The organism is Pseudomonas sp. IT-93MI4, assembly GCF_949767635.1.
In the GTDB taxonomy this organism is placed as follows: Bacteria; Pseudomonadota; Gammaproteobacteria; order Pseudomonadales; family Pseudomonadaceae; genus Aquipseudomonas; species Aquipseudomonas putida_A.
Genome location: NZ_CATKPP010000004.1, coordinates 77,189 through 102,008 on the forward strand (window position 1 = coordinate 77,189; position 24,820 = coordinate 102,008).

Here is a 24,820-nt window from a genome sequence, read left to right on the forward strand (position 1 = left end):
ATAGCCGGGTCGTGACGCTGCGATCCGGTTTTTCCAGGATGTATTAGACTCACCGAACCCTCAAAACCTTGCCGGTTGCGCCTATGGTCCGCTTGAGTATGGTCTTGCTCGGTAATGACTTTGTCCGCAAGCGTTGGTCGGCACTGGCGCTGACCGGCATTGTCTGGGGCGCGGCCGGGGTGGCGATCTTCATCGATGCGCTGGATGGCGTTTTGTATTTCCCGCTGCATCTCTTCGGCTATCTGTTGTTGCTCGAAGCGCTGATCCTGCTGCTGGTGCCGGCACCGCAGACCGGGACCGCTGCGGCCCTGCGTAAAGCGCGAGGTCTGGCGTTTCTCTTGCTGGGGCTGCTGATCGTTGACCGGCAACATGCTGCCGGGCTGATTCTGGCGGTGCTGTTTGGCGGGGCTTTCATCGTTGACGGGGTCTTCAGGCTGGCGGCTGCGGTGGTGGTGCGCTTTGTCGGTTGGCAATTGTCGTTGCTGACCGGATTGTTCGAAATCGGCTTTGGCCTGTTTATCCTTGAACCGTATCCGACGTTGTACAAGGGCACGGTGCCGTTCTGCATCGGCATGAGCCTGTTTCTCTCGGGCTGCGCGTTATTGCGCCAAGCCGTGCGCTTCAGACACCTGCCGCCGCTGACAAACCCTGTTGCGCCCAGTGCGCCGGCCAGCAGCGACGCATTGGTCATTCATGTCTGGACCCCCAGCGGCACCGTCGATGACACTCTGGTGCGCAACCGTCTGCTCAATCGCTATATCGCCGCAGTCGACATCAACGGCGTAATCTCGGCCGGCCACGCGGCGCTGGAATGTGGCCCGGACATTTACATCAGCCATTACCCGCTGGACGACATCGATCGTTCGGCGGGGGATTTCGTGCGCTTGCTGCGGGCGACGCCGAACAACGATGTCGCCGGGCGGTTTCTGCCTGATTATGCGGGGGAGGTGGCTGACTGGTGCCCGTCTTCGGTTCAGGTCAGTTTTGCTCACTACGACGCCCGGCGGTTGCAGGCGTTCTGGAGCGAATATCGGCAGAACAGCACGTACAATCTCACCAGCCGCAACTGCTCGAGTGCCGTCGCTCACAGCCTCGAAGCAGCCCTTGAAGGGGCGATGAATCGCGGGCATTCGAGCATGCTCGATTTCGCCAGAGTGGTCCTCAGCCCCGAGTTCTGGGTGGCGGCGCAGGTGCGTAAACGCGCTGAAGTGATGGCCTGGACGCCCGGTCTGGTGCTCGATTACGCACGGGCGCTGCATGCCGCCATCGAGCCGGCACCGCCGGGCTGGCACAGCATGTATGCGGTGATCAAACGCGCCTGCGGTTATGCAGTGACTGCTTTGCGCGGGCGTGAAGTGCATCCCCTCCAGCCGCCGGCTGTGCATCCTTCCGACAAATCCTGACCGACGTTACACCGAGTCGCTGCCTTTGCGAGCAGGCTCGCTCCCACAGGTTTTGGGTCCTTGCCAATATTGTCTGGCTGACGCATGACCCTGTGGGAGCGAGCCTGCTCGCGAAAGCGTCAGTGCGGGCAACACAAAAACCCACTCCACTGGTCAACTAATTACAAAGCAACCTAACTATTACGTTGACATTAGCTGCCTAGGCAGTAACATCTCGACATACATTCACTGCCTAGGCAGTTATTAGGTGAGCACATGAAGCATTTCACCCCGGACGAATTCAAACATTGCCATCTCGGTCTGTTGCTCGGCCGTGCCGCGCTGCTCAAGGACCGGATCATCGACATCCACATGGAACCCCACGGCATCACCGCCGCGCAGTTCAAGGTGTTGATCATCATGGCCCAGTTCGGCGTCGACACCCCGGCCGAGCTGTGCCGGCATTTGTCGCTGGACAGCGGTTCGATGACACGCATGCTCGATCGTCTGGAGCAGAAAGGTTTCCTGGCTCGCCAACGCAGCGAAGGCGATCGCCGTCAGGTGCAACTCAAACTCACCGAGCAGGGCCAGCAACTGGCCGATCGCCTGCCATACATCGGTGCCGATGCGATGAATGAACTGGCCGGCGCCATCTCTCGTGAAGAGCTGAAAACCCTGGAATACATCCTCAAGAAAATCCTGCTGGCAGCCGGTGACCCGATCACTATCCAGCGGTTAGGTGAACACAATGAGCGGTAAAACCTTGCGCAGCAGCCTGACCCTGGTGCTGTCGGCGATGATCCTCGCCGGCTGCGCCAACTACAGCGGCCTCGACACTCAGGGCAAAAATCTCGACGCGAAAAGCCTGAAAGTCGGCCAGTCGCTCAACGGCGTGACTCTGTCGCCGGCGGCATGGCCGAAGAGCGACTGGTGGACGAGCCTCGGCGATCCGCAACTCGACGGGCTGATCCGCGAAGCGCTGCACGACAGCCCGGACATGCAGATCGCCGAAGCCCGCGCGCATCAGGCCAGCGCCGCCGCGTATGCCGCCGATGCCGAACGCTATCCGACCCTCGACGCCAGCGCCGGCATCAGCCGTTCGCGCCTGGCCAAGGATCAGGACCCGCGCGGGCAGGGCGATGCTTATGCGACCGTGCGTAACGTCAGCGCCGGTTTCAATTACAACTTCGACCTGTGGGGCGGCCAGCGTGATGCCTGGGAAGCTGCACTCGGTCAGGCTCGCGCTGCCGAAGTCGACCGTCAGGCCGCGCAATTGACCCTCGCCGCCGACGTGGCCCGGGCCTACAGCGATCTGGGTCAGGCGCACATCGTCTACGACCTGGCCAACGACGATCTGAAACGCACCAAACAGATGCTCGATCTGAGCCAGCGCCGCTTGAGTGCCGGGATCGACAGCCAGTACCAGTTCCAGCAAACCCAAAGCCTTGAGGCCAGTTCCGAAGCCAGCCTGATCGACGCTGAAAAACGTCTGAACAGCGCGAAAATCGCCTTGGCCGTACTGCTCGGCAAAGGCCCGGATCGCGGCAACGAAATTGCTCGACCGAAAGTTCTGCAAGCCAGCGCCGTGGCGGTGCCGTCGGTGTTGCCGGCGGAACTGCTCGGTCGGCGTCCGGATCTGGTCGCTGCGCGCTGGCGTGTAGAGGCGGCGAGCAAAGACATCGACTCGGCGAAAACCCGCTTCTATCCCAACTTGAACCTCACGGCTTCGGCCGGTGCCGAATCCTTGTTGGGTGACGCGATGTTCGGGTCGGCCAGTCGCTTCTTCAGCATCGCCCCGACCATTTCGGTGCCGATCTTCGACGGCGGGCGCCTGCGCGCCAACCTCGATGCGCGCGACGCCGATTACGATCTGGCGGTGGCGCAGTACAACAAAAGCCTGGTGAAAGCCCTCGGTGATGTCAGCGACACGATCAACCAGTTGCGTGACATCGGCCGGCAGATCGGCGCGCAGCAACACGCCACCGAGATTGCTCAGGATTCTTACAACACCGTCGTCCAGCGTTACGGTTCCGGCATCGGCAACTACCTGGACGTGCTCAGCATCGAGCAGCAATTGCTGCAGGCCCAGCGTCAGCTGGCCAACCTCAATGCCGAGCAGATCGACCTGTCGATTCAACTGATGCAAGCGCTGGGCGGCGGCTTTCAGGGTGAAACCCTGACCGCAGCCAACGCCACCCCAGCCACGTCGCACAACTAATTCAGGTATTTGTCATGGCCACTGCCGAAAACACCCAAACTCAAACCAACACCCCCGACACCGGCAATCCGCGCAAGCGCAAATTCATGCTGCTGGTGCTGGCCGTCGTGGTCCTGCTCGCTGGTGCTGGCGTGTGGGCGTATCACGAATTCATCGGGCGCTTCAACGAAAGCACCGACGACGCCTACGTCAACGGCAACGTCGTGGAGATCACCCCGTTGGTCACCGGCACCGTGGTCAGCATCGGCGCCGACGACGGCGATCTGGTTCACGAAGGGCAGGTGCTGATCAACTTCGACCCGAACGACGCCGAAGTCGGCCTGCAAAGTGCTCAGGCAAAACTGGCGCGTACCGTGCGTCAGGTGCGCGGCCTGTACAGCAACGTCGATGGCATGAAAGCCCAGGTCAACGCGCAACAGGCAGAAGTACAGAAAGCACAGGACAACTACAACCGCCGGAAAAACCTCGCTGCTGGCGGGGCGATTTCCCAGGAAGAACTGTCCCACGCCCGCGACGACCTGACCTCGGCGCAAAACGCCCTGGCCAACGCCAAGCAGCAACTGAAAACCACCAGCGCGCTGGTCGATGACACCGTGGTTTCGTCGCACCCGGACGTGATGTCGGCCGCTGCCGATCTGCGTCAGGCGTACCTGACCAACGCCCGAAGCACCCTGATCGCGCCAGTCACCGGTTACGTCGCCAAGCGCACCGTGCAGCTCGGTCAGCGCGTACAGCCGGGCACCGCGCTGATGGCGGTGATTCCGCTGGATCAACTGTGGATCGACGCCAACTTCAAGGAAACCCAACTGCGTGACATGCGCATTGGTCAACCGGTGGACATCGAGTCCGACATCTACGGCAGCAGCGTGAAATACAGCGGCACCGTCGACAGCCTCGGCGCCGGTACCGGCAGCGCGTTCGCCCTGTTGCCGGCGCAGAACGCCACCGGTAACTGGATCAAGATCGTGCAGCGTGTGCCGGTGCGGATTCACATCAATGCCGAAGAGCTGGCCAAGCACCCGCTGCGGGTCGGTCTGTCGACCAACGTAGAAGTGAACCTGCACGACCAGAGCGGCCCGGTGCTGGCCCAGCAACCACCGCAAAAGGCCTCGTTCAGCACCAACGTCTACGACCGCCAACTGGCCGAAGCCGACGCGATGATTGCGCAGCTGATCCACGACAACAGCGCAGCGGTGAGCAAGACTGCGCAACGCTGACCCTTTCCCCTGTGGGAACAGGTTCTCAAGGTGATGAGATTTACTGTGGTGAGGGGATTTATCCCCGATGGACTGCGCAGCAGGCCCGGCTTTTATGAATCAAAGGAGGGGCCGCTTCGCGGCCTATCGGGGATAAATCCCCTCGCCACAGTGTTTCCTTGCAACATTGATTTTTTCCCACAAGGGCTGCTGTGTCTGTAACAGACAGGGCGTCAACCCGGTTTCATAGGATTCACAATGAGCAATAACGCCTCTTTCACGCCGCCCAGCCTGTTGCTCAGCACCATCGGCCTGTCGCTGGCGACGTTCATGCAAGTGCTCGACACCACCATCGCCAACGTGGCGCTGCCGACCATTTCCGGCAACCTCGGGGTGAGTTCGGAGCAGGGCACCTGGGTGATCACCTCGTTTGCCGTGAGCAACGCGATTGCGCTGCCGCTGACCGGTTGGCTCAGCCGCCGTTTCGGTGAGGTGAAGCTATTTTTGTGGGCCACCATTCTGTTCGTGCTGGCCTCGTTTCTCTGTGGCATCTCCACCTCGATGCCGGAACTGATCGGTTTCCGCGTGCTGCAAGGCCTGGTGGCCGGGCCGCTGTACCCGATGACGCAAACCCTGTTGATTGCGGTCTATCCCCCCGCGAGGCGCGGCATGGCCCTGGCGTTGCTGGCGATGGTCACAGTGGTCGCACCGATTGCAGGTCCGATTCTCGGTGGCTGGATCACTGACAGCTACAGCTGGCCGTGGATCTTCTTCATCAACGTACCGATCGGCATCTTTGCGGTGATGGTGGTGCGCTCGCAACTGGCCAAGCGCCCGGTGGAGACCAGTCGCCAGCCGATGGACTACGTCGGTCTGATCACGCTGATCATCGGCGTCGGCGCGCTGCAGGTGATCCTCGACAAGGGCAATGACCTGGACTGGTTCGAGTCGAACTTCATCATCATCGGCGCGGCGATTTCGGTGATCGCGCTGGCGGTGTTTGTGATCTGGGAAATGACCGACCAGCACCCGGTGGTGAATCTGCGCCTGTTCGCGCACCGCAACTTTCGCATCGGCACGCTGGTGCTGGTGTTGGGTTACGCCGGGTTCTTCGGCATCAACCTGATCCTGCCGCAGTGGCTGCAAACCCAGATGGGTTACACCGCGACCTGGGCCGGTCTGGCGGTGGCGCCGATCGGGATTCTGCCGGTGTTGCTGTCGCCGTTTGTCGGCAAGTACGCGAACAAGTTCGACCTGCGCCTGCTGGCTGGTCTGGCGTTCCTCGCGATTGGCCTGAGCTGCTTCATGCGCGCCGAGTTCACCAACGAGGTGGACTTCCAGCACATCGCTCTGGTGCAGCTATTCATGGGGATTGGCGTGGCGCTGTTCTTCATGCCGACCCTGAGCATCCTGATGTCCGACCTGCCACCGAGCCAGATCGCCGACGGCGCAGGCCTGGCAACCTTCCTGCGCACCTTGGGCGGCAGCTTTGCCGCATCGCTGACCACGTGGATCTGGATCCGCCGCGCCGATCAGCATCATGCGTACATGAGCGAAAGCATCAGCACCTTCGAACCGGCGACCCGCGAGACCTTGAACCATTTAGGCGGCGCGAGCCAATCGGCGTACGCGCAGATGGATCAGATCCTCACCAGCCAGGCGTACATGCTTTCCACCGTGGATTACTTCACGTTGCTGGGCTGGGGCTTCATGGGGCTGATTCTGATTGTGTGGCTGGCGAAGCCACCGTTTGCGGCGAAGGCCGGGCCGGCCGCCAGCGGTCACTAAGCAAAACGCGGTCAAAATGTAGGAGTGAGCCTGCTCGCGATATCGGTATCACATTCAACATCTTCGTTGACTGGTACACCGCTATCGCGAGCAGGCTCACTCCTACAGTGGTTTGTGTTTGACTTTTAGATTGCGTGAGCGGGCAGGGCCGGCGGCGGAGCAAAGTCGAACGGTGCCAGGGCATACCCGTTCTCATCCACCTGCAACGCCCAACCCTGACGATCCCAGTCCCCCAGCACAATCCGCTTAGCTGCCTGCTCGCCGAGTTGCAGCTTGTGGATCGCCGGACGATGGGTATGCCCGTGGATCAGGGTTTTTACCCCGTATTGCTGCATGACCCGCGGAATCTCTTCCGGTGTGACATCGACGATGTCATTGGCCTTCATCCGCGTCTGCGCACGGCTTTCGCTGCGCAGCTTGCGCGCCAGTTTGTGGCGGGTGCTCAGCGGCAGGTGGCGCAGGATGAACAAGGTGATCGGGTTGCGCAGGTAGCGGCGCAACTTCATGTAGCCCACGTCGCGGGTGCACAGGCTGTCGCCGTGCATCAACAACACCGGCTCGCCGTAAAACTGCACGACACTCGGATCCTTCAACAGCGTGCAGCCGGCTTCTTTGCAGAAGGCCTTGCCGAGCAGGAAGTCGCGGTTGCCGTGCATCAGAAAAATCGCCGTGCCGCTGTCGCTCAACTGGCGCAGGGCTTGGCAGATGGAACGCTGAAAGGGCGTCATGGCATCGTCGCCAATCCACGCCTCGAAAAAGTCGCCGAGGATGTACAACGCACTCGCCGAGCGGGCGCGTCCGGCGAGCAAATCCAGAAACGCCCGGGTAATGTCCGGGCGCTCCTCTTCCAGATGCAAGTCTGAAATCAGCAATATCACGCTTCGATGATCTCGGCTTTCTCGATGATCACGTCGTCTTTCGGCACGTCCTGGTGACCGGCCTTGGAAGTGGTGGCAACGCCTTCGATCTTGTCGACCACGTCGGTACCGGCAACCACTTTACCGAACACGGCATAACCCCAGCCCTGAGCGGTCTTGGCGGTGTGGTTGAGGAAGCTGTTGTTGGTGGCGTTGATGAAGAACTGCGCCGAGGCCGAATGCGGGTCCATGGTGCGGGCCATGGCAACGGTGTACTTCTCGTTCTGCAGACCGTTGTCAGCTTCGTTCTGAATGCTTGGGCTCTTGTCTTTCTTTTCCTGCATGCCAGGCTCGAAACCGCCGCCCTGGATCATGAAGCCCTTGATCACGCGGTGGAACACTACGTTCTCGTAGTGACCTTTCTTGACGTATTCGATGAAGTTGGCAGCGGTGATTGGCGCTTTTTCCGCGTCCAGTTCGATGACGATGTCGCCGTAGTTGGTGGTCAGTTTGACTTGAGTCATGATCGCTACTCTTTATAAGGAATTCGTGGTTCTGGGACATTCAGCCCCACAACCGGTTCAGCCTGCTTCGGCCAAGGAGCGCAGTTTAGCGTGACAGGCGCGAATTTCGAGGCTGTTTTTCCAAAACCCTTCGATTAAATGCACTCCTTTATAGGCCGCGCTCTGTCAGGCCCTTGACAGCATCGGCTATGATAGCGGCTTTGTTTTGTCTGGCCCCCTTTGCGGCCGCGCACATGTAAGTCAAGGATCCTATGAGCAAGCCCACTGTCGACCCTACCTCGAATGCCAAGTCCGGCCCTGCCGTGCCGGTCAATTTCCTGCGGCCGATCATCCAGGCAGACCTGGACTCGGGCAAGCACACCCAGATCGTCACCCGTTTTCCGCCTGAGCCCAACGGCTACCTGCACATCGGCCACGCCAAGTCGATCTGCGTGAACTTCGGCCTGGCCCAGGAGTTCGGCGGCGTCACGCACCTGCGTTTCGACGACACCAATCCGGCCAAGGAAGACCAGGAATACATCGACGCGATCGAATCCGACGTCAAATGGCTGGGCTTCGAGTGGTCCGGCGAAGTGCGCTACGCCTCGCAGTATTTTGACCAGTTGCACGATTGGGCCATCGAGCTGATCAAGGCCGGCAAGGCCTACGTTGACGACCTGACCCCTGAGCAGGCCAAGGAATACCGTGGCAGCCTGACCGAGCCGGGCAAGAACAGCCCGTTCCGCGACCGTTCGGTGGAAGAGAACCTCGACTGGTTCGCGCGCATGCGTGCCGGTGAGTTCCCGGACGGCGCCCGCGTGCTGCGCGCGAAGATCGACATGGCCTCGCCGAACATGAACCTGCGCGACCCGATCATGTATCGCATCCGCCACGCTCATCACCATCAGACTGGTGACAAGTGGTGCATCTACCCGAACTATGACTTCACCCACGGTCAGTCGGACGCCATCGAAGGCATCACCCACTCGATCTGCACCCTGGAATTCGAAAGCCATCGTCCGCTGTACGAGTGGTTCCTGGAAAACCTGCCGGTGCCGGCCAACCCGCGCCAGTACGAGTTCAGCCGCCTGAACCTGAACTACACCATCACCAGCAAGCGCAAGCTCAAGCAACTGGTCGATGAAAAGCACGTCAATGGCTGGGACGACCCGCGCATGTCGACGCTGTCCGGCTTCCGTCGCCGTGGCTACACGCCGGCGTCGATCCGCAACTTTTGCGACATGATCGGCACCAACCGTTCCGACGGCGTGGTCGACTTCGGCATGCTCGAGTTCAGCATCCGTCAGGACCTGGACGCGAACGCGCCGCGCGCCATGTGCGTGCTGCGCCCGCTGAAAGTCGTGATCACCAACTACCCGGAAGGTCAGGTCGAGAACCTCGAATTGCCGCGTCATCCGCAGAAAGAAGAACTCGGCGTGCGCCAGCTGCCGTTCGCCCGTGAAATCTACATCGACCGCGATGACTTCATGGAAGAACCGCCAAAGGGCTACAAGCGCCTGGAGCCGAACGGCGAAGTGCGTTTGCGTGGCAGCTACGTGATCCGTGCCGACGAAGCGATCAAGGACGCCGACGGCAACATCGTCGAGCTGCGTTGCTCGTACGACCCGGACACCCTCGGCAAGAACCCGGAAGGCCGCAAGGTCAAAGGCGTGATCCACTGGGTGCCGGCCGCTGCCAGCATCGAGTGCGAAGTGCGTCTGTACGATCGCCTGTTCCGTTCTCCGAACCCGGAGAAGGCCGAAGACAGCGCGAGTTTCCTCGACAACATCAACCCTGACTCACTGCAAGTGCTGACCGGTTGTCGTGCTGAGCCATCGCTTGGCAACGCACAGCCGGAAGACCGTTTCCAGTTCGAGCGCGAAGGCTACTTCGTCGCCGACATCAAGGACTCGAAACCAGGTCAGCCGGTATTCAACCGTACCGTGACCCTGCGTGATTCGTGGGGCCAGTGATTTAGCGTCAAGGAAATATAAAGTGCTGACGATCTACAACACGCTCACCAAGAGCAAAGAAGTCTTCAAGCCGCTGGATGGCAACAAGGTGCGCATGTACGTGTGCGGCATGACCGTGTACGACTACTGCCACCTCGGCCACGGCCGCAGCATGGTCGCGTTCGACCTGGTGACCCGCTGGTTGCGGTTCAGCGGTTACGACCTGACCTACGTGCGCAACATCACCGACATCGACGACAAGATCATCAATCGTGCCCGCGAGAACGGTGAGTCGTTCGACGCGCTGACCGAGCGCATGATCGCCGCGATGCACGAAGACGAAGCGCGCCTGAACATCAAGAAGCCGGACATGGAGCCGCGCGCCACGGATCACATTCCGGGCATGCACGCGATGATCCAGACCCTGATCGACAAGGGCTTCGCCTACGCCCCGGGCAATGGCGACGTGTACTACCGCGTCGCCAAGTTCATGGGCTACGGCAAGCTGTCGCGCAAGAAGATCGAAGACCTGCGCATCGGTGCACGCATCGAAGTCGACGAGTCGAAAGAAGATCCGCTGGACTTCGTCCTGTGGAAAGCCGCCAAACCGGGCGAGCCGAGCTGGGAATCGCCGTGGGGCGCCGGGCGTCCGGGCTGGCACATCGAGTGCTCGGTGATGTCCACCTGCTGCCTCGGTGAAACCTTCGACATTCATGGCGGCGGCAGCGACCTCGAGTTCCCGCACCACGAAAACGAAATCGCCCAAAGCGAAGCGGCCACCGGCAAGACCTACGCCAACGCGTGGATGCATTGCGGCATGATCCGTATCAATGGCGAGAAGATGTCCAAGTCCTTGAACAACTTCTTCACCATTCGTGACGTGCTCGACAAGTACCACCCGGAAGTCGTGCGTTACCTGCTGGTGTCGAGCCACTACCGCAGCGCGATCAACTACTCGGAAGACAACCTCAAGGACGCCAAGGGCGCACTCGAGCGTTTCTACCACGCGTTGAAAGGCCTGCCGAGCGTTGCTCCGGCTGGCGGCGAAGCCTTCGTCGAGCGTTTCACCACGGTGATGAACGACGACTTCGGCACGCCGGAAGCCTGCGCGGTGCTGTTCGAGATGGTGCGTGAGATCAACCGTCTGCGCGACAGCGATCTCGACGCGGCGGCCGGTCTGGCGGCACGTCTGAAAGAACTGGCGAGCGTGCTGGGCGTGTTGCAGCTGGAAGCCGATGACTTCCTGCAAGCGGGCGCCGAAGGGCGTGTCGATGCGGCTGAAGTCGACGCGCTGATTGCTGCACGTCTGGCGGCACGCGCTGGCAAAGACTGGGCCGAATCCGACCGCATCCGCGACCAGCTCACCGCCATGGGCGTGGTGCTGGAAGACGGCAAGGGCGGCACGACCTGGCGCCTGGCTGACTGATGCCTGATCCGCTATAAAACAAAACCCGCCTTGTGCGGGTTTTTGTTGATGCGCATGGCTTAATTACTGCAGTGCCAGGGCTGATGCCTTCGCGAGCAGGCTCGCTCCCACAGTGGATCTTTGCGCGACACACATCCCCTGTGGGAGCGAGCCTGCTCGCGATTGACTGCGCAGCAGTCAGCTCTCCGCCTGCCGCAAGCGCTTGTAGAGCGTATTGCGGCTCACCCCAAGCCTACGTGCCAGATGCGAAATATTCCCCCCGGCTGCTTTCAACTCCCGGTTCAACGCTTCCACATCATTCAGATCCAGCCCCAGCGGCTGCACGCTCTCCACCGGCTCCATCTCCAGATCGACAAAAAAGTCATCCGGCAAATGCTCCGGCCGCACTGGCTGCTCCTCGGCCATTGCCAGTGCCACCTGCATCACGCTGCTGACCTGACGTAAATTGCCCGGCCACGGGTGCCGCTCGAACAGCTCCAGCACTTCGCGGCTGAGCCCGGCCCATTGCGTCGGTTCACGATGCTGCTCCCACAGGCGTTTGAACAGCGCCTCTTTATCGCTGCGCTCTCTGAGCGGTGGCAACTCCAGGGTCAGACCGCCGATGCGGTAATACAGGTCCTCACGAAACCGCCCCAGTTGCACTTGTTCGCGCAAAGAGCGGTTGGTCGCCGAGATGATCCGCAGATCCACCGCGAACAACTCACTGCTGCCCACCGGTTGCACACAGCGCTCCTGCAACACCCGCAGCAGCCGGGCCTGAGTCGGCAACGGCATGTCACCGATTTCGTCGAGGAAGAGGGTGCCTTTGTCGGCTTTGCGGATCAGGCCGATGCTGCCTTTCTGGTTGGCGCCGGTGAACGCGCCTTTTTCATAGCCGAACAGTTCTGATTCCACCAGTTCGGCGGGGATCGCCGCGCAGTTGACGGCGATAAATGCCTGTTTGCTTCTCGAACTGGCCTGGTGCAGGGCTTTGACGAAGACTTCCTTGCCGACTCCGGTTTCGCCGTGGATCAGCAGCGGAATGTCTTTCTCCAGCAGGCGTTCGGCCTGACGCACGGCTTTTTCCACCCGGCTGTCACCGAAGTGCAGGGTGCTGAGGCTGATGGCGCCCGCGGGTTTGAGCGACTTTTCGGCGCTCTTCGGTTCAGCAAATACCCGAGGCTGAACCGCTGCCTGTTGCGGGCGCTTCAGCACACACTGAAAACGGTTGCGCCCGGAGGTCTGCAGGGCGAACGGCAATCCATCCGGCTGATTGATCAACTCCAGCAGCGACACGTTGAACAGGCTCTCGACACTGACCCGCGACAGGCGCACGCCGAGCAGATTGTCGGCGCGACGATTGGCCGACAGCACTTGACCGCTCTCGTCGAAAATCAACAAACCAGCCCACTGACTGTCGAGGTTGTTCAACCCGGTGTTGAACGTCAGTTGAAAGTGCTGGCCGTGGAACAGGTTGAGGATCAGCCGGTTCTCCACGGTCTGGCTCATCATCTTGACCATGCCCAGCGTGTGCGAGGGCGGCAGGTAACTGTCGCTGGACACGTCGAGCACGGCGATAACCTTGCGCTCGGCATCGAAAATCGGCGCGGCGGAACCGGTCATGAAACGGTTGGCTTTCAGAAAGTGTTCATCGTGCTCGATGTGCACCGCCTGTTCGCAGGCCAGCGCGGTGCCGATCGCATTGGTGCCACTGCAGCGTTCCATCCAGCTCGCCCCGGCGCTAAACCCTCGGGCCAGGTTCGGCTCGATAAAGCGCTGAGTGCCCCACGAGGTCAGCACCTGACCCTGATGGTCGGCGAGCATGATCAGGCAATTGGAGTTGCTGAGGATGTTCTCGTAGTACGGCAGCACTTCCTGATGGGTGGTCTGCACCAGCGCGTGGTGACGGTCGAGCAGCTGCGCGATCCCGGCGGCGGGCAATTGATCGAAGGCCGGGGCGCTCTGGTGGTCAAGGCCGAAGGCGCGGCAACGTTGCCAGGAGGTCTGGACAATCGCGTCGTGGGACAGCGGCGGGGCAGGTGCGGCCATGGTGGTGGGCCTCTGAAGGGCATTTTATTGTTGTTATGGCACTGCTTTCAAAACCAACACAGATCAAAACTGTGGGAGCGGGCTTGCTCGCGAAAGCGGTATATCAGACACATTTACATCGACTGACACACCGCCTTCGCGAGCAAGCCCGCTCCCACATTGGATTTTCATCGTTCACAGAATTTGGGCAAAAAGCGTTCATAGAGTGTTGTTCACTATTGTTCATTGTCAATCGCCCAACTGTTCAAATGTGTTCAGCAATGAACGCCCGATCCCCGCGTTTTCAGCCCTTTTCACGACAAATCAACCACTTGCCATTTCTGGCACGAATGTCGCTCTGCTGCACAGGTCGCTTGACTCCAATAATAAAAAGGCCGAGCCATGTCACTCACCCTGGAGCACGTCAGCCGCACCGTCGAGGGCCAGACCTGGATCGACGATGCCTGCCTGAAATTCGAACCCGGATCCTTCAACGTTCTGCTCGGCCGCACGCTGTCCGGCAAGACCAGCCTGATGCGCCTGATGGCAGGCCTGGACAAGCCCGACAGTGGCCGGATCCTGATGAACGGCGTCGACGTCACCCAGCGCCCGGTGCGCCTGCGCAACGTGTCGATGGTCTATCAGCAGTTCATCAATTACCCGACCATGACCGTGTTCGAGAACATCGCCTCGCCGCTGCGTCAGGCCGGTGTTTCCAAAGAAATCATTCATAGCAAAGTGCTGGAAACCGCGAAGATGCTGCGCATCGAGAAGTTCCTGCAGCGCTATCCGCTGGAGCTGTCCGGCGGTCAGCAGCAGCGCACGGCGATGGCCCGGGCGCTGGTCAAGGACGCCGAGCTGATCCTGTTCGACGAGCCACTGGTCAACCTCGACTACAAGCTGCGCGAAGAACTGCGCCAGGAAATGCGCGAGCTGTTCAAGCTGCGCCACACCATTGCGATCTACGCCACCACCGAACCCAACGAAGCGTTGGCGCTGGGCGGCACCACGACGATTCTGCACGAGGGTCGGGTGATCCAGAGCGGCCCGTCGACCTCGGTCTACCACCAGCCGCAAACCGTGCTGGCGGCGGAGCTGTTTTCCGAGCCGCCGATCAACCTGATGCCCGGGCGCATCGCCGGCAACGAAGTCAGCTTCGCCAACTTCGTGCACTTCCCGCTGAACGTCGATCTGCGCCCGGTGGGTGAGGGCGAGTTTCGCTTTGGCGTGCGCCCCAGCCATATCTCGCTGGTGCCGAGCAACGATGACGATCTGGAGTTGGCGGTGACCGTCGAAGTGGCCGAGATCAGCGGTTCGGAAACCTTCCTGCACGTGCGCAACGAGCATTTCCTGCTGGTGCTGCACCTGCCGGGGGTTCACGAATACGACGTCGATGCGCCGATCCGCATCTACATCCCGACTCACAAACTGTTCGTGTTCGATGCGCAGGGCCGTCTGGTGCAGGCACCGGGCCAACGTGTCGCGAGGGTTGCCTGATGGCCGAAATCCGTTTGCAGCACCTCGCCCACAGCTACAGCAAAACCCCGAGCGGGCCTGACGATTACGCGATCCGCGAGATGGACCACATTTGGGAGCAGGGCGGCGCGTATGCCTTGCTCGGCCCTTCGGGTTGCGGCAAATCGACCTTGCTCAACATCATTTCCGGCCTGCTCAGCCCCTCGCAAGGACATGTGCTGTTCGATGGCAAAGCGGTCAACGACCTGACCCCGGAGAAGCGCAACATCGCCCAGGTGTTCCAGTTCCCGGTGGTCTACGACACCATGACCGTGTTCGACAACCTGGCCTTCCCCCTGCGCAATCAGGGCATGGCCGAGGCGAAAGTGCACAGCAAGGTGCAGGAAATCGCCGAAGTCCTCGACCTGCAAAACCTGCTGAGCAAGAAGGCGCGCAACCTCACCGCCGACGAAAAACAGAAAGTCTCCATGGGCCGTGGTCTGGTGCGTGACGACGTCTCGGCGATCCTCTTCGACGAGCCGCTGACGGTGATCGACCCGCATCTGAAATGGAAGCTGCGACGCAAGCTCAAGCAGATCCACGAGCAGTTCAACATCACCATGGTCTACGTCACCCACGATCAGCTCGAAGCTTCGACCTTCGCCGACAAGATCGCGGTGATGTACGGCGGACAGATCGTGCAGTTCGGCACGCCCCGGGAATTGTTCGAGCGGCCGAGCCACACCTTTGTCGGCTACTTCATCGGCAGCCCGGGGATGAACCTGATCGAGGTGCAGCCGCAGCCGGGCGGGGTCGGTTTCGCTTCGACGCACTTGCCACTGTCCGACGCCTTGCAACGGCATATCGAACACGGTCAGTGGAAAAATCTGAAGGTCGGCATCCGCCCGGAGTTCATCCATGTCTGGGACGAGCCGTTTGACGAGGCGATGCAGGCGCGGGTGGTCCACGTCGAGGACCTGGGCACCTACAAGATTCTCACCCTCGACCTCGATGGTGCGCCGCTGAAGGTGCGTCTGGCCGAAGACAAACCGGTGCCGCAGGGCACGGCGTACATCAGTTTTCCGGCACAGTGGCTGATGGTCTATGCCGATGAGTTTCTGCTTGAAGCCGATGAAGAGGTGCAGCCATGAACAAGGTGCAGAACAACAAGGCCTGGTGGCTGGTGTTGCCGGTATTTCTGCTGGTGGCGTTCAGTGCGGTGATCCCGATGATGACCGTCGTCAACTATTCGGTGCAGGACATTTTCGACCAGTCCAGCCGCTACTTCGTCGGCGCCGACTGGTACAAACAGGTGCTGCTCGATCCGCGTCTGCATGACTCGCTGCTACGCCAGTTCATCTACTCGGCCTGCGTGCTGCTGATCGAAATCCCGTTGGGTATCGCCGTCGCCCTGACCATGCCGACCAAGGGCCGCTGGTCGTCAGTGGTGCTGATCATCCTGGCGATTCCGCTGCTGATCCCGTGGAATGTGGTCGGCACCATCTGGCAGATCTTCGGCCGTGCCGACATTGGACTGCTCGGTTCGAGCCTGAATGCCCTGGGCATCAGCTACAACTATGCGGCCAACACCATGGACGCCTGGGTGACGGTGCTGGTGATGGACGTCTGGCACTGGACTTCGCTGGTGGCGCTGCTGTGTTTTTCCGGGCTGCGGGCGATTCCCGACGTGTATTACCAGGCGGCGCGGATCGACCGGGCTTCGGCGTGGGCAGTGTTCAGGCACATCCAGTTGCCCAAGCTGAAAAGCGTACTACTGATCGCGGTGATGCTGCGCTTCATGGACAGTTTCATGATTTACACCGAGCCGTTCGTGCTCACCGGCGGCGGGCCGGGCAATGCCACGACTTTCCTCAGTCAGACGCTGACGCAGATGGCGGTCGGCCAATTCGATCTGGGGCCGGCGGCGGCGTTTTCGCTGGTGTACTTCCTGATCATCCTGCTGGTCTCGTGGCTGTTCTACACCGCCATGACCCATTCCGACGCCAACCGCTGAGGGCCCGGCCATGAGCAAGAGAAAGCTGATCCCGTTGCTGGTGTACATCCTGTTCCTGCTGGTGCCGATCTACTGGTTGCTGAACATGTCGTTCAAGAGCAACACCGAAATTCTCGGCGGGTTGACCCTGTTCCCCCAGGATTTCACCTGGCACAACTACAAGGTGATTTTCACCGATCCGAGCTGGTACACCGGTTATCTCAATTCACTGTATTACGTCAGCCTGAACACGGTGATCTCGCTGAGTGTGGCGCTGCCAGCGGCCTATGCGTTTTCGCGCTATCGCTTCCTCGGCGACAAGCACCTGTTCTTCTGGCTGCTGACCAACCGCATGGCGCCACCGGCGGTGTTTCTGTTGCCGTTCTTCCAGCTCTATTCGTCGATCGGGCTGTTCGACACGCACATCGCCGTGGCCTTGGCGCACTGCCTGTTCAACGTGCCGCTGGCGGTGTGGATTCTTGAAGGTTTCATGTCCGGGGTGCCCAAGGAAATCGACGAAACCGCATACATCGACGGCTACAGCTTTCCCAAGTTCTTCGTGAAGATTTTCATCCCGCTGATCGGCTCGGGCATCGGCGTCACGGCGTTCTTCTGCTTCATGTTTTCCTGGGTCGAACTGCTGCTGGCGCGCACGCTGACTTCGGTCAACGCCAAGCCGATTGCCGCGGTGATGACCCGTACGGTTTCCGCTTCGGGCATCGACTGGGGCGTGCTGGCGGCGGCGGGGGTGTTGACCATCCTCCCGGGGATGCTGGTGATCTGGTTTGTTCGCAACCACGTGGCCAAGGGCTTTGCCCTCGGTCGGGTCTGAGGAACGCATGATGGAATGGATGAGCTGGACCACCCCCACGGCGGGGTTCTTTATTGCCATCGGCCTGTTGCTGGTGGGCATGACCACCTGGGAATTGCGCTCGCCGAGCATCCTGCGGCGAGGTTTTCTGCCGATTGCCACCACCCGTGGCGATCGCTTGTTCATCGGTCTTCTCGGCAGCGCCTACCTGCATCTGCTGGTAATCGGCGTCACCGACTGGAGCATCTGGGTAGCGTCCGCGCTGTCTCTGGTGTGGCTGTTGGTTGTGATGCGCTGGGGCTAGTCGAGTCGCTCGGCAATCGTGCTCCGTAACTCAAACTGGAGGTCTCTATGTTCGACAAAAACAATAAGCTGCGACATAGCATTTCATTGGCAGCCATGCTGGCACTCAGCGGTTTGAGCGCATCTGCCTGGGCCGATGCCTACGAAGACGCGGCGAAAAAATGGATCGGCAGTGAATTCAAGCCGTCGACCCTGACGGCGGATCAGCAGCTCGAAGAATTGAAGTGGTTCATCAAGGCCGCCGAGCCGTTTCGCGGCATGGAAATCAAAGTGGTTTCCGAGACCCTGACCACCCACGAATACGAGTCCAAGGTGCTGGCCAAGGCCTTCACTGAAATCACCGGGATCAAGCTCACCCACGACCTGCTGCAAGAAGGCGACGTGGTGGAAAAAATGCAGACGGTGATGCAGTCGGACAAGAACATCTACGACGGCTGGGTCAACGACTCGGACCTGATCGGTACGCACTTTCGCTACGGCAAGACCGAGTCGATCACCGACCTGATGGCCAACGAAGGCAAGAACTTCACCTCGCCGACCCTCGACATCAAGGATTTCATCGGCATCTCGTTCACTACCGCGCCGGATGGCAAGATTTATCAGTTGCCCGATCAGCAGTTCGCCAACTTGTACTGGTTCCGCGCCGACTGGTTCGAACGCGCGGACTTGAAAGCCAAATTCAAGGAAAAGTACGGCTACGAATTGGGCGTGCCGGTGAACTGGTCGGCCTATGAAGACATCGCCAAATTCTTCAGCGAAGACGTCAAGGAAATCGACGGTAAACGCGTCTACGGGCACATGGACTACGGCAAGAAAGACCCGTCGCTGGGCTGGCGTTTCACCGATGCCTGGTTCTCCATGGCCGGTGGCGGCGACAAGGGCCTGCCCAACGGCTTGCCGGTGGACGAGTGGGGGATTCGCGTCGAGGACTGCCACCCGGTCGGTTCCAGCGTGACTCGCGGCGGTGACACCAACGGCCCGGCGGCAGTGTTCGCCACGCAGAAATACGTCGACTGGCTCAAGGCCTACGCGCCACCGGAAGCGGCGGGCATGACCTTCTCCGAGTCCGGCCCGGTGCCGTCTCAAGGCAACATCGCCCAGCAGATCTTCTGGTACACCGCGTTCACCGCCGACATGACCAAACCGGGCCTGCCGGTGGTCAACGCCGACGGCACGCCGAAATGGCGCATGGCGCCGTCGCCGCGCGGGCCGTATTGGGAAGAGGGCATGAAGCTCGGCTATCAGGACGTGGGTTCGTGGACATTCATGAAATCCACGCCTGAGAAACAGAAACTGGCGGCGTGGCTGTACGCGCAGTTCGTCACCTCGAAAACCGTGTCGCTGAAGAAAACCATCGTCGGCCTGACACCGATTCGCGAGTCGGACATCAACTCGCAGGCGATGACTGATCTGGCGCCGAAACTTGGTGGGCTGGTCGAGTTCTACCGCAGTCCGGCCCGCGTGCAATGGACCCCGACCGGAACCAACGTGCCGGACTATCCGCGCCTGGCGCAATTGTGGTGGAGCCACATCGCCGAAGCGGCCAGCGGCGAGAAGACTCCGCAACAGGCGCTGGACGGCCTGGCCAAGGATCAGGACGCGATCATGACCCGCCTCGAACGCTCCAAGGCGCAAGCAGTATGCGCCCCGAAAATGAACCCGGAGCGCGACGCACAGTACTGGTTCGACCAGCCAGGCGCACCGAAACCGAAACTGGCCAACGAGAAGCCGAAGGGCGAGACCGTGAGCTACAACGAACTGCTGAAATCGTGGGCGGATGCGCGTAAGTAATAGCTGAAATGTGAAAGGCGAACGGCACCGTAAGGTGCCGTTTTTTTGTTGCCTGATCTACCGCTTTCGCGAGCAAGCTCGCTCCCACAGGTTTTGGCGGCGTCCACATATTTTGTGAATGACTACTGTCCCTGTGGGAGCTTGCCTGCAAGCGATGGGGTCATGGGTGTCACCGCAGGAAAACCGAGGCGGAATACGGTCATGACGCCGGGCAAGCTCTTCACCTCCGCCACGCCCTGATGCAGGCTCATGATCGAGCGCACGATTGCCAGTCCCAGCCCGGTGCTGCCCTGTGAGCGCGAGCGGGCGCTGTCGACGCGGTAGAAGCGGTCGAACAGGTGCGGCAGGTGTTGCGCCTCGATGCCGGTGCCGGGATTGCTGACCAGCAGTGAAGCCTGCGTCGCGCCTTGCTCGATCAGCAAGGTGATGGTTTTGCCGTTCGGGCAATGACGCAGCGCATTCGACAGCAGATTGGAAATCGCCCGCTGGATCATCAGCCGATCGCCCAACACCGATGCGCTGCCAACAACATTCAAATGAATCTGCTTGTCCTGCGCCGCCAGCGAAAACATCTCCGCAACCTTCGCCGCTTCCGCCTCCAGCGGCACCGTTTCAAATGGCGCCAGTGCCGACGGATGACTGACCTGCGCCAGAAACAGCATGTCCGAAACAATCCGCGCCACGCGCTCCAGCTCTTCGGTGCAGGACACCAGCACATCCTGGTATTCCTCACTCGTGCGCTCGCGAGACAGCGTCACTTGGGCCTTGCCCATCAGGTTGTTGATCGGCGTGCGCAACTCATGCGCCAGGTCATCTGAGAACTGCGACAACTGCTGCACCCCGGCATCCAGCCGATGCAGCATGAAGTTGATGCCCTGCGCCAGTTCGCTCAACTCCTGCGGCATGTTCACCACCGACAGCCGATGCTCCAGATCCTGCGTCGAGACCCTCGCCGCCACTTTGCGAAACTCGCGCAGCGGCGCCAATCCACGCTGCACCGCGCCCCACGCCGTCAGGCCGATGAACACCAGCAACAGCGGCAAGGCAATCAGCGTCGAGCGCAGATAGGCGCTGAGCAGCGCCTGATCGTGCGCGTTGTCCATCGACAACAGCACCGGCACGCTGCTGCCGTCCTTGAGCCGAATCAGCTTCGACGCGGTAAGGAACTTCGCACCCTCGTCATCGATGCTTTCGCTATAGGCCAATTGTTCGGTGGTGGTTCGCACTGCGCGCAATTCGGCGCGTGGATCCTTGAGTCCCGAGCCGGATTTGAGCAGCGGCGTACGCAGGTTCGAACGGTCATAAATCGTCAGCGTCAGGTTGTCATGGCCCATGACCTGATCGAGCAGAATGTGCGGCCTGCCACTGACTTCGTTGGCGTCGACATACAGCGACAGGCTGTGCTCCACCTGCGCCATCTTCTTTTGCAGGCTGTCGCGGGACAGTGCATTCAGCTCATGGGTCAGGGCGAAATAGGCAAGGATCGCCAGAAACACCACCAACAGCGCACCGAGAATACTCACCGTCAGACCGAGGCGCATCGACAGGCTGGCCGGCTTCATTCGCGGGCCTCCAGCACGTAGCCGACACCGCGCAGGGTGTGAATCAGCTTGTTGTCGAACGGGTCATCGATCTTCGCCCGCAAGCGCCGGATCGACACTTCGACTACGTTGGTGTCGCAGTCGAAATTCATGTCCCACACCAGCGAGATGATCTGCGTACGGGTCAGCACCTCGCCGGACTGGCGCATCAACAAGTGCAGCAGGGCGAATTCCTTGGTGGTCAGGTCGATGCGCTGCGCACCCCGAAACGCCCGATGCCGGCCCGGATCCAGTTCCAGATCAGCGACTTTCAACACCTGCGGCACTGGTATGTTTTCGCTGCGGCGCATCAGGGTGCGGACCCGCGCCAGCAGTTCGGGAAACTCGAACGGCTTGACCAGGTAGTCGTCGGCGCCCAGGTCCAGACCGCGAATCTTGTCCGCCAGCCGCCCGCGCGCGGTGAGCATCATCACCCGCGTCGAGTGGGTGCGGCGCAGTTGCTCCAGCACACCCCAGCCGTCCAGTTCCGGCAGGTTCACGTCGAGAATAATCAGGTCATAAGCCTGCTGTTGCGCCAGATGCAATCCATCGGCACCGGTGGCGGCGTGATCAACGATATAACCACTTTCGGTCAAACCCTGATGCAAGTATTCGGCAGCTTTAAGCTCGTCCTCAACGACAAGGATTCGCATGATCTATCACCACTTTTATTTAAGGGATATTTAATTAAGGTGGCCGGGAAAGTTATGGTTTTTGTAAGGTCTTCCGGACGCTGTTCAATAACTGAATGACGAATACGGTAAAGGCTGTAGTGGCTACAGGGTCAATCTTGGAGGCCTTTAAAACGGCCATCCGCGACAGCCTGTCGCAGCCTGAATGCGCCAGCAGACATGTATTTCATTCAGGCAAGTGCTGTTCGGCAGATAACTACTGAGTATTTGTTTCCATGTATTGCGGCAAAGCCTTTTGCACTTCGCATCCTAGAACAAAACAACTTTGCTGAACCGTGGATAACGGATTTGTAATGTTCCAGTCACCTTGTCGATAAGTTCAAAACCCTAACGTTGCGGCATCGAAAAATCCTGAATTAAAGGAAGTCCTCCATTGCCCGGTTTAATCGAACTGACGGCGCGATCACGCCTGAACAAAACCGCCAGCGGCCTCTTGTTGCTGGCGAGCAGCAGCCTGGCCAGCGCATCGACCCTGACACTGGATCAGGCGCTGCAAAGTGCTTTCGCCGGCAACCCCGATCTCGCTGCCGCGCAATGGGAAATCGGTATTGCCGAGGGCGATCGCCAGCAGGCCGGCCTGATCCCCAATCCCGAGGTGTCGTGGGAGGCCGAAGACACCCGGCGCAACTCGCGCACCACCACGGTGATGCTCAGCCAGCCGATTGAGCTGGGCGGTAAACGCGGTGCGCGCATCGATGTCGCCAGCCGTGCGCAGGACGCCGCCGGCATCGAGCTGGAGCGCAAGCGCAATGCCTTGCGCGCCGATGTGTTCCAGGCGTTCAACAGCGCGCAAACCGCGCAGCAACGCTTGCAGCTGGCGCGCCAGTCGCTGCAACTGGCCGAGCACGGTGTGCGCGTTGCTCAGGGGCGGATCGAGGCCGGTAAATCGTCGCCGGTCGAAGGTACGCGAGCACAGGTGCAGCTCTCGGAAGTGCGCCTGGAGGTGAGCCGCGCCGAGCGCGATCAGGCCAACGCCTATCAGCAACTGGCGCAAGTCATGGGCGCACCGTTACCGACCTCGACCAACGTGCAAGCCGCCACGCAAAACCTCGCCACGCTGCCGCCGCCCGGCCGTTTGCTCGAGCGTCTGAACCAGACTGCCGAGCTGCGTCTGGCGAAGCTGCAGATCGATCAGCGCGAAGCCTCGTTGGGCCTGGAAAAGTCGCAGCGCATTCCCGACCTGACCGTGAGCATCGGCAGTCAGTACAGCGAAACCGAGCGCGAACGGGTCAACGTGGTCGGGCTGTCGATGCCGATTCCGCTGTTCAACCGCAATCAGGGCAATGTGCTCGCCGCCGCAAGGCGCAGCGATCAGGCGCGGGATCTGCGCAACGCCACCGAGCTGCGTTTGCGCACCGAAGTCCAGACCAGCCTTGAGCAATGGCAGACCGCCAACGGCGAAGTCAACGCGTTCAACCAGACCATCCTGCCTGCCGCACAAAGCGCAGTGGACAGCGCCACCCGTGGTTTCGAAATGGGCAAGTTCGCTTTCCTCGACGTGCTTGATGCCCAACGCACCCTGATCGCCGCGCGCAGCCAGTACATCCAGGCCGTCAGCGAGGCGACCGACGCCCGCGTGCGCCTCGAACGGATCTACGGCGACCTCAGCGTCAGCCCTTGAATTTCACTTTTCAGACAACTGCGCGATGGCACGGCGCAGAGGAGTTTCCATGGATAAAAAACTGATGGTGGTCGCGGTGGCGACCTTGGCGCTCGGCATTGGCATCGGTTCGATGTGGCCGGCCAATTCAAATATCGACGCGCATGCCGATGAGGCCTCCGAACACGCCGATCACGCCGAGGAGGGCGCTGCCGCCGAAGGCGAACATGCCGAAGAAGGCCACATCGAATTGAGCGCCGAGCAGATCGCCGCCGCAGGCATTCAACTGGCCGAGGCCCGGGCGCAAAGCATCAGTCTCGACTTGTCGTTTCCCGGCGAAGTGCGCTTCGACGAGGACCGCACGGCACACGTCGTGCCGCGCGTGCCGGGGGTGGTCGAGTCGGTGGCGGTCAACCTCGGGCAACCGGTGAAAAAAGGCCAGTTGCTGGCGGTGATCGCCAGTCAGCAGATCTCCGATCAGCGCAGCGAACAGGCGGCCGCGCAACGTCGCCTGGCGCTGGCGCGCACCACCTACGAGCGCGAGAAAAAACTGTGGCAGGACAAGATCTCCGCCGAGCAGGATTTTCTGCAGGCGCGCCAGGCCTTGCAAGAAGCGGAAATCGCCATGAACAACGCCCGGCAAAAAATCAGCGTGCTCAGCGGCAGCGTGGTCGCCACCGGCGGCAATCGCTACGAACTGCGCGCACCGTTCGATGGCGTGGTAGTGGAAAAACACCTGACGCCGGGGGAGGTGGTCGATGAGACCACCGCGGCTTTCACCCTCTCGGATCTGTCGCGGGTGTGGGTGACCTTCGGTGTCTCGCCCAAGGATCTGACCAAAGTGCAGGTGGGCAAACCGGTCACCGTCAGCGCGCCTGAACTGAAGGCCGAAGTGACCGGCAGCGTGGCGTACGTCGGCAGCCTGCTCGGCGAACAGACCCGCACCGCGACCGTACGCGTGACCCTGGAAAACCCGCAGGGCTCATGGCGTCCGGGGCTGTTCGTCACCGTGCGGGTTGCCACCGACAGCCGCCAGGCCAAAGTCGCCGTACCGGAAACCGCGATCCAGACCGTCGAGGACAAACCCACGGTATTCGTCCGAACCGACGACGGCTTCAAGGCGCAGGCGGTGGAGCTGGGCAGCCGCGCCGCCGGCCACGTCGAAGTCACCCAAGGCCTGGAACCGGGCGTGCAAGTCGCCAGCGCCGGCAGCTTCGTCCTCAAGTCGGAGCTGGGCAAAGCCTCAGCCGAGCACAGTCATTAATT

20 protein-coding genes are annotated in these 24,820 nt (G+C 60.8%); 15 read left to right on the forward strand and 5 right to left on the reverse strand.

All coding sequences use genetic code 11. From position 1 onward, the window contains the following. The first annotated feature begins 83 nt into the window (after positions 1-83). The 5 genes from ACM6I7_RS03610 (at position 84) to ACM6I7_RS03630 (ending at position 6,584) form a co-directional block, all read left to right on the forward strand. A complete protein-coding gene (locus tag ACM6I7_RS03610; RefSeq protein ID WP_414887967.1) occupies positions 84-1,403 on the forward strand; it encodes an HdeD family acid-resistance protein in 1,320 nt (439 codons plus the stop codon). A 255-nt stretch (positions 1,404-1,658) separates the two neighbouring features. Continuing rightward, positions 1,659-2,141 (forward strand): MarR family winged helix-turn-helix transcriptional regulator, encoded by a 483-nt coding sequence (locus tag ACM6I7_RS03615; protein WP_414887968.1) that lies wholly within the window; start codon positions 1,659-1,661, stop codon positions 2,139-2,141. After that, a complete protein-coding gene (locus ACM6I7_RS03620) occupies positions 2,131-3,600 on the forward strand; it encodes an efflux transporter outer membrane subunit (RefSeq protein ID WP_183782624.1) in 1,470 nt (489 codons plus the stop codon). The genes ACM6I7_RS03615 and ACM6I7_RS03620 overlap by 11 nt, the downstream gene beginning before the upstream one ends. Positions 3,601-3,614: 14 nt before the next feature. Then, positions 3,615-4,817 carry an efflux RND transporter periplasmic adaptor subunit gene (locus ACM6I7_RS03625; protein WP_096795658.1) on the forward strand — a complete coding sequence of 401 codons (1,203 nt, stop codon included), beginning with the start codon at positions 3,615-3,617 and terminating at the stop codon, positions 4,815-4,817. 237 nt (positions 4,818-5,054) lie between these two features. Beyond that, positions 5,055-6,584, forward strand: a complete 1,530-nt coding sequence (locus ACM6I7_RS03630; RefSeq protein WP_027614637.1) for a DHA2 family efflux MFS transporter permease subunit — start codon at positions 5,055-5,057, stop codon at positions 6,582-6,584. A gap of 125 nt (positions 6,585-6,709) precedes the next feature. Here ACM6I7_RS03630 and lpxH read toward each other — a convergent pair whose 3' ends face one another. Continuing rightward, positions 6,710-7,462: a UDP-2,3-diacylglucosamine diphosphatase gene (gene lpxH, locus ACM6I7_RS03635; protein ID WP_414887969.1), complete on the reverse strand. Its 753-nt coding sequence runs from the start codon at positions 7,460-7,462 to the stop codon at positions 6,710-6,712. Further along, on the reverse strand, positions 7,459-7,965 hold the full coding sequence (locus tag ACM6I7_RS03640) for a peptidylprolyl isomerase (protein WP_414887970.1): 507 nt from the start codon (positions 7,963-7,965) through the stop codon (positions 7,459-7,461). The genes lpxH and ACM6I7_RS03640 overlap by 4 nt, the downstream gene beginning before the upstream one ends. A 251-nt stretch (positions 7,966-8,216) precedes the next feature. Between ACM6I7_RS03640 and ACM6I7_RS03645 the strand changes: the two genes are divergently transcribed. Both ACM6I7_RS03645 and cysS read left to right on the forward strand, forming a co-directional pair. Then, complete coding sequence (locus ACM6I7_RS03645) at positions 8,217-9,917, forward strand: glutamine--tRNA ligase/YqeY domain fusion protein (protein ID WP_027614640.1); 1,701 nt, start codon at positions 8,217-8,219, stop codon at positions 9,915-9,917. 22 nt (positions 9,918-9,939) lie between these two features. Then, the gene (cysS, locus tag ACM6I7_RS03650) at positions 9,940-11,322 is read left to right on the forward strand and encodes a cysteine--tRNA ligase (RefSeq protein WP_115990196.1); all 1,383 of its coding nucleotides are present in this window, start codon (positions 9,940-9,942) and stop codon (positions 11,320-11,322) included. A 177-nt stretch (positions 11,323-11,499) separates the two neighbouring features. Here the strand turns inward: cysS and ACM6I7_RS03655 are convergent, their stop codons facing one another. Beyond that, a complete protein-coding gene (locus tag ACM6I7_RS03655) occupies positions 11,500-13,350 on the reverse strand; it encodes a sigma-54-dependent Fis family transcriptional regulator (RefSeq protein WP_414887971.1) in 1,851 nt (616 codons plus the stop codon). A 381-nt stretch (positions 13,351-13,731) separates the two neighbouring features. Between ACM6I7_RS03655 and ACM6I7_RS03660 the strand changes: the two genes are divergently transcribed. The 6 genes from ACM6I7_RS03660 to ACM6I7_RS03685 are packed head-to-tail and all read left to right on the forward strand — an operon-like array spanning position 13,732 to position 19,682. Then, on the forward strand, positions 13,732-14,826 hold the full coding sequence (locus tag ACM6I7_RS03660) for an ABC transporter ATP-binding protein (protein WP_095138884.1): 1,095 nt from the start codon (positions 13,732-13,734) through the stop codon (positions 14,824-14,826). Next, the gene (locus ACM6I7_RS03665; protein WP_047597573.1) at positions 14,826-15,935 is read left to right on the forward strand and encodes an ABC transporter ATP-binding protein; all 1,110 of its coding nucleotides are present in this window, start codon (positions 14,826-14,828) and stop codon (positions 15,933-15,935) included. Before ACM6I7_RS03660 ends, ACM6I7_RS03665 begins: the two co-directional genes overlap by 1 nt. Then, positions 15,932-16,798 (forward strand): carbohydrate ABC transporter permease, encoded by an 867-nt coding sequence (locus ACM6I7_RS03670; protein WP_007961995.1) that lies wholly within the window; start codon positions 15,932-15,934, stop codon positions 16,796-16,798. Before ACM6I7_RS03665 ends, ACM6I7_RS03670 begins: the two co-directional genes overlap by 4 nt. A 10-nt stretch (positions 16,799-16,808) precedes the next feature. Continuing rightward, positions 16,809-17,609, forward strand: coding sequence for a carbohydrate ABC transporter permease (locus ACM6I7_RS03675; RefSeq protein WP_027614646.1), 801 nt, complete (start codon positions 16,809-16,811; stop codon positions 17,607-17,609). A 10-nt stretch (positions 17,610-17,619) separates the two neighbouring features. Next, the gene (locus tag ACM6I7_RS03680; protein ID WP_027614647.1) at positions 17,620-17,892 is read left to right on the forward strand and encodes a DUF2160 domain-containing protein; all 273 of its coding nucleotides are present in this window, start codon (positions 17,620-17,622) and stop codon (positions 17,890-17,892) included. A 47-nt stretch (positions 17,893-17,939) separates the two neighbouring features. Continuing rightward, positions 17,940-19,682, forward strand: coding sequence for an ABC transporter substrate-binding protein (locus tag ACM6I7_RS03685; RefSeq protein ID WP_025108977.1), 1,743 nt, complete (start codon positions 17,940-17,942; stop codon positions 19,680-19,682). A gap of 122 nt (positions 19,683-19,804) precedes the next feature. On the opposite strand, the gene ACM6I7_RS03690 is transcribed toward ACM6I7_RS03685, so the two are convergent. Both ACM6I7_RS03690 and ACM6I7_RS03695 read right to left on the reverse strand, forming a co-directional pair. Then, positions 19,805-21,244, reverse strand: a complete 1,440-nt coding sequence (locus tag ACM6I7_RS03690) for a heavy metal sensor histidine kinase (protein WP_414887973.1) — start codon at positions 21,242-21,244, stop codon at positions 19,805-19,807. After that, positions 21,241-21,915 (reverse strand): heavy metal response regulator transcription factor, encoded by a 675-nt coding sequence (locus tag ACM6I7_RS03695; RefSeq protein WP_027614650.1) that lies wholly within the window; start codon positions 21,913-21,915, stop codon positions 21,241-21,243. The genes ACM6I7_RS03690 and ACM6I7_RS03695 overlap by 4 nt, the downstream gene beginning before the upstream one ends. A gap of 412 nt (positions 21,916-22,327) precedes the next feature. Here ACM6I7_RS03695 and ACM6I7_RS03700 point away from each other — a divergent pair, with 412 nt between their 5' ends. Next, positions 22,328-23,575: a TolC family protein gene (locus tag ACM6I7_RS03700; RefSeq protein WP_414887974.1), complete on the forward strand. Its 1,248-nt coding sequence runs from the start codon at positions 22,328-22,330 to the stop codon at positions 23,573-23,575. Positions 23,576-23,624: 49 nt separating this feature from the next. Further along, positions 23,625-24,818 (forward strand): efflux RND transporter periplasmic adaptor subunit, encoded by a 1,194-nt coding sequence (locus ACM6I7_RS03705; RefSeq protein WP_414887975.1) that lies wholly within the window; start codon positions 23,625-23,627, stop codon positions 24,816-24,818. Positions 24,819-24,820: the final 2 nt, after the last annotated feature.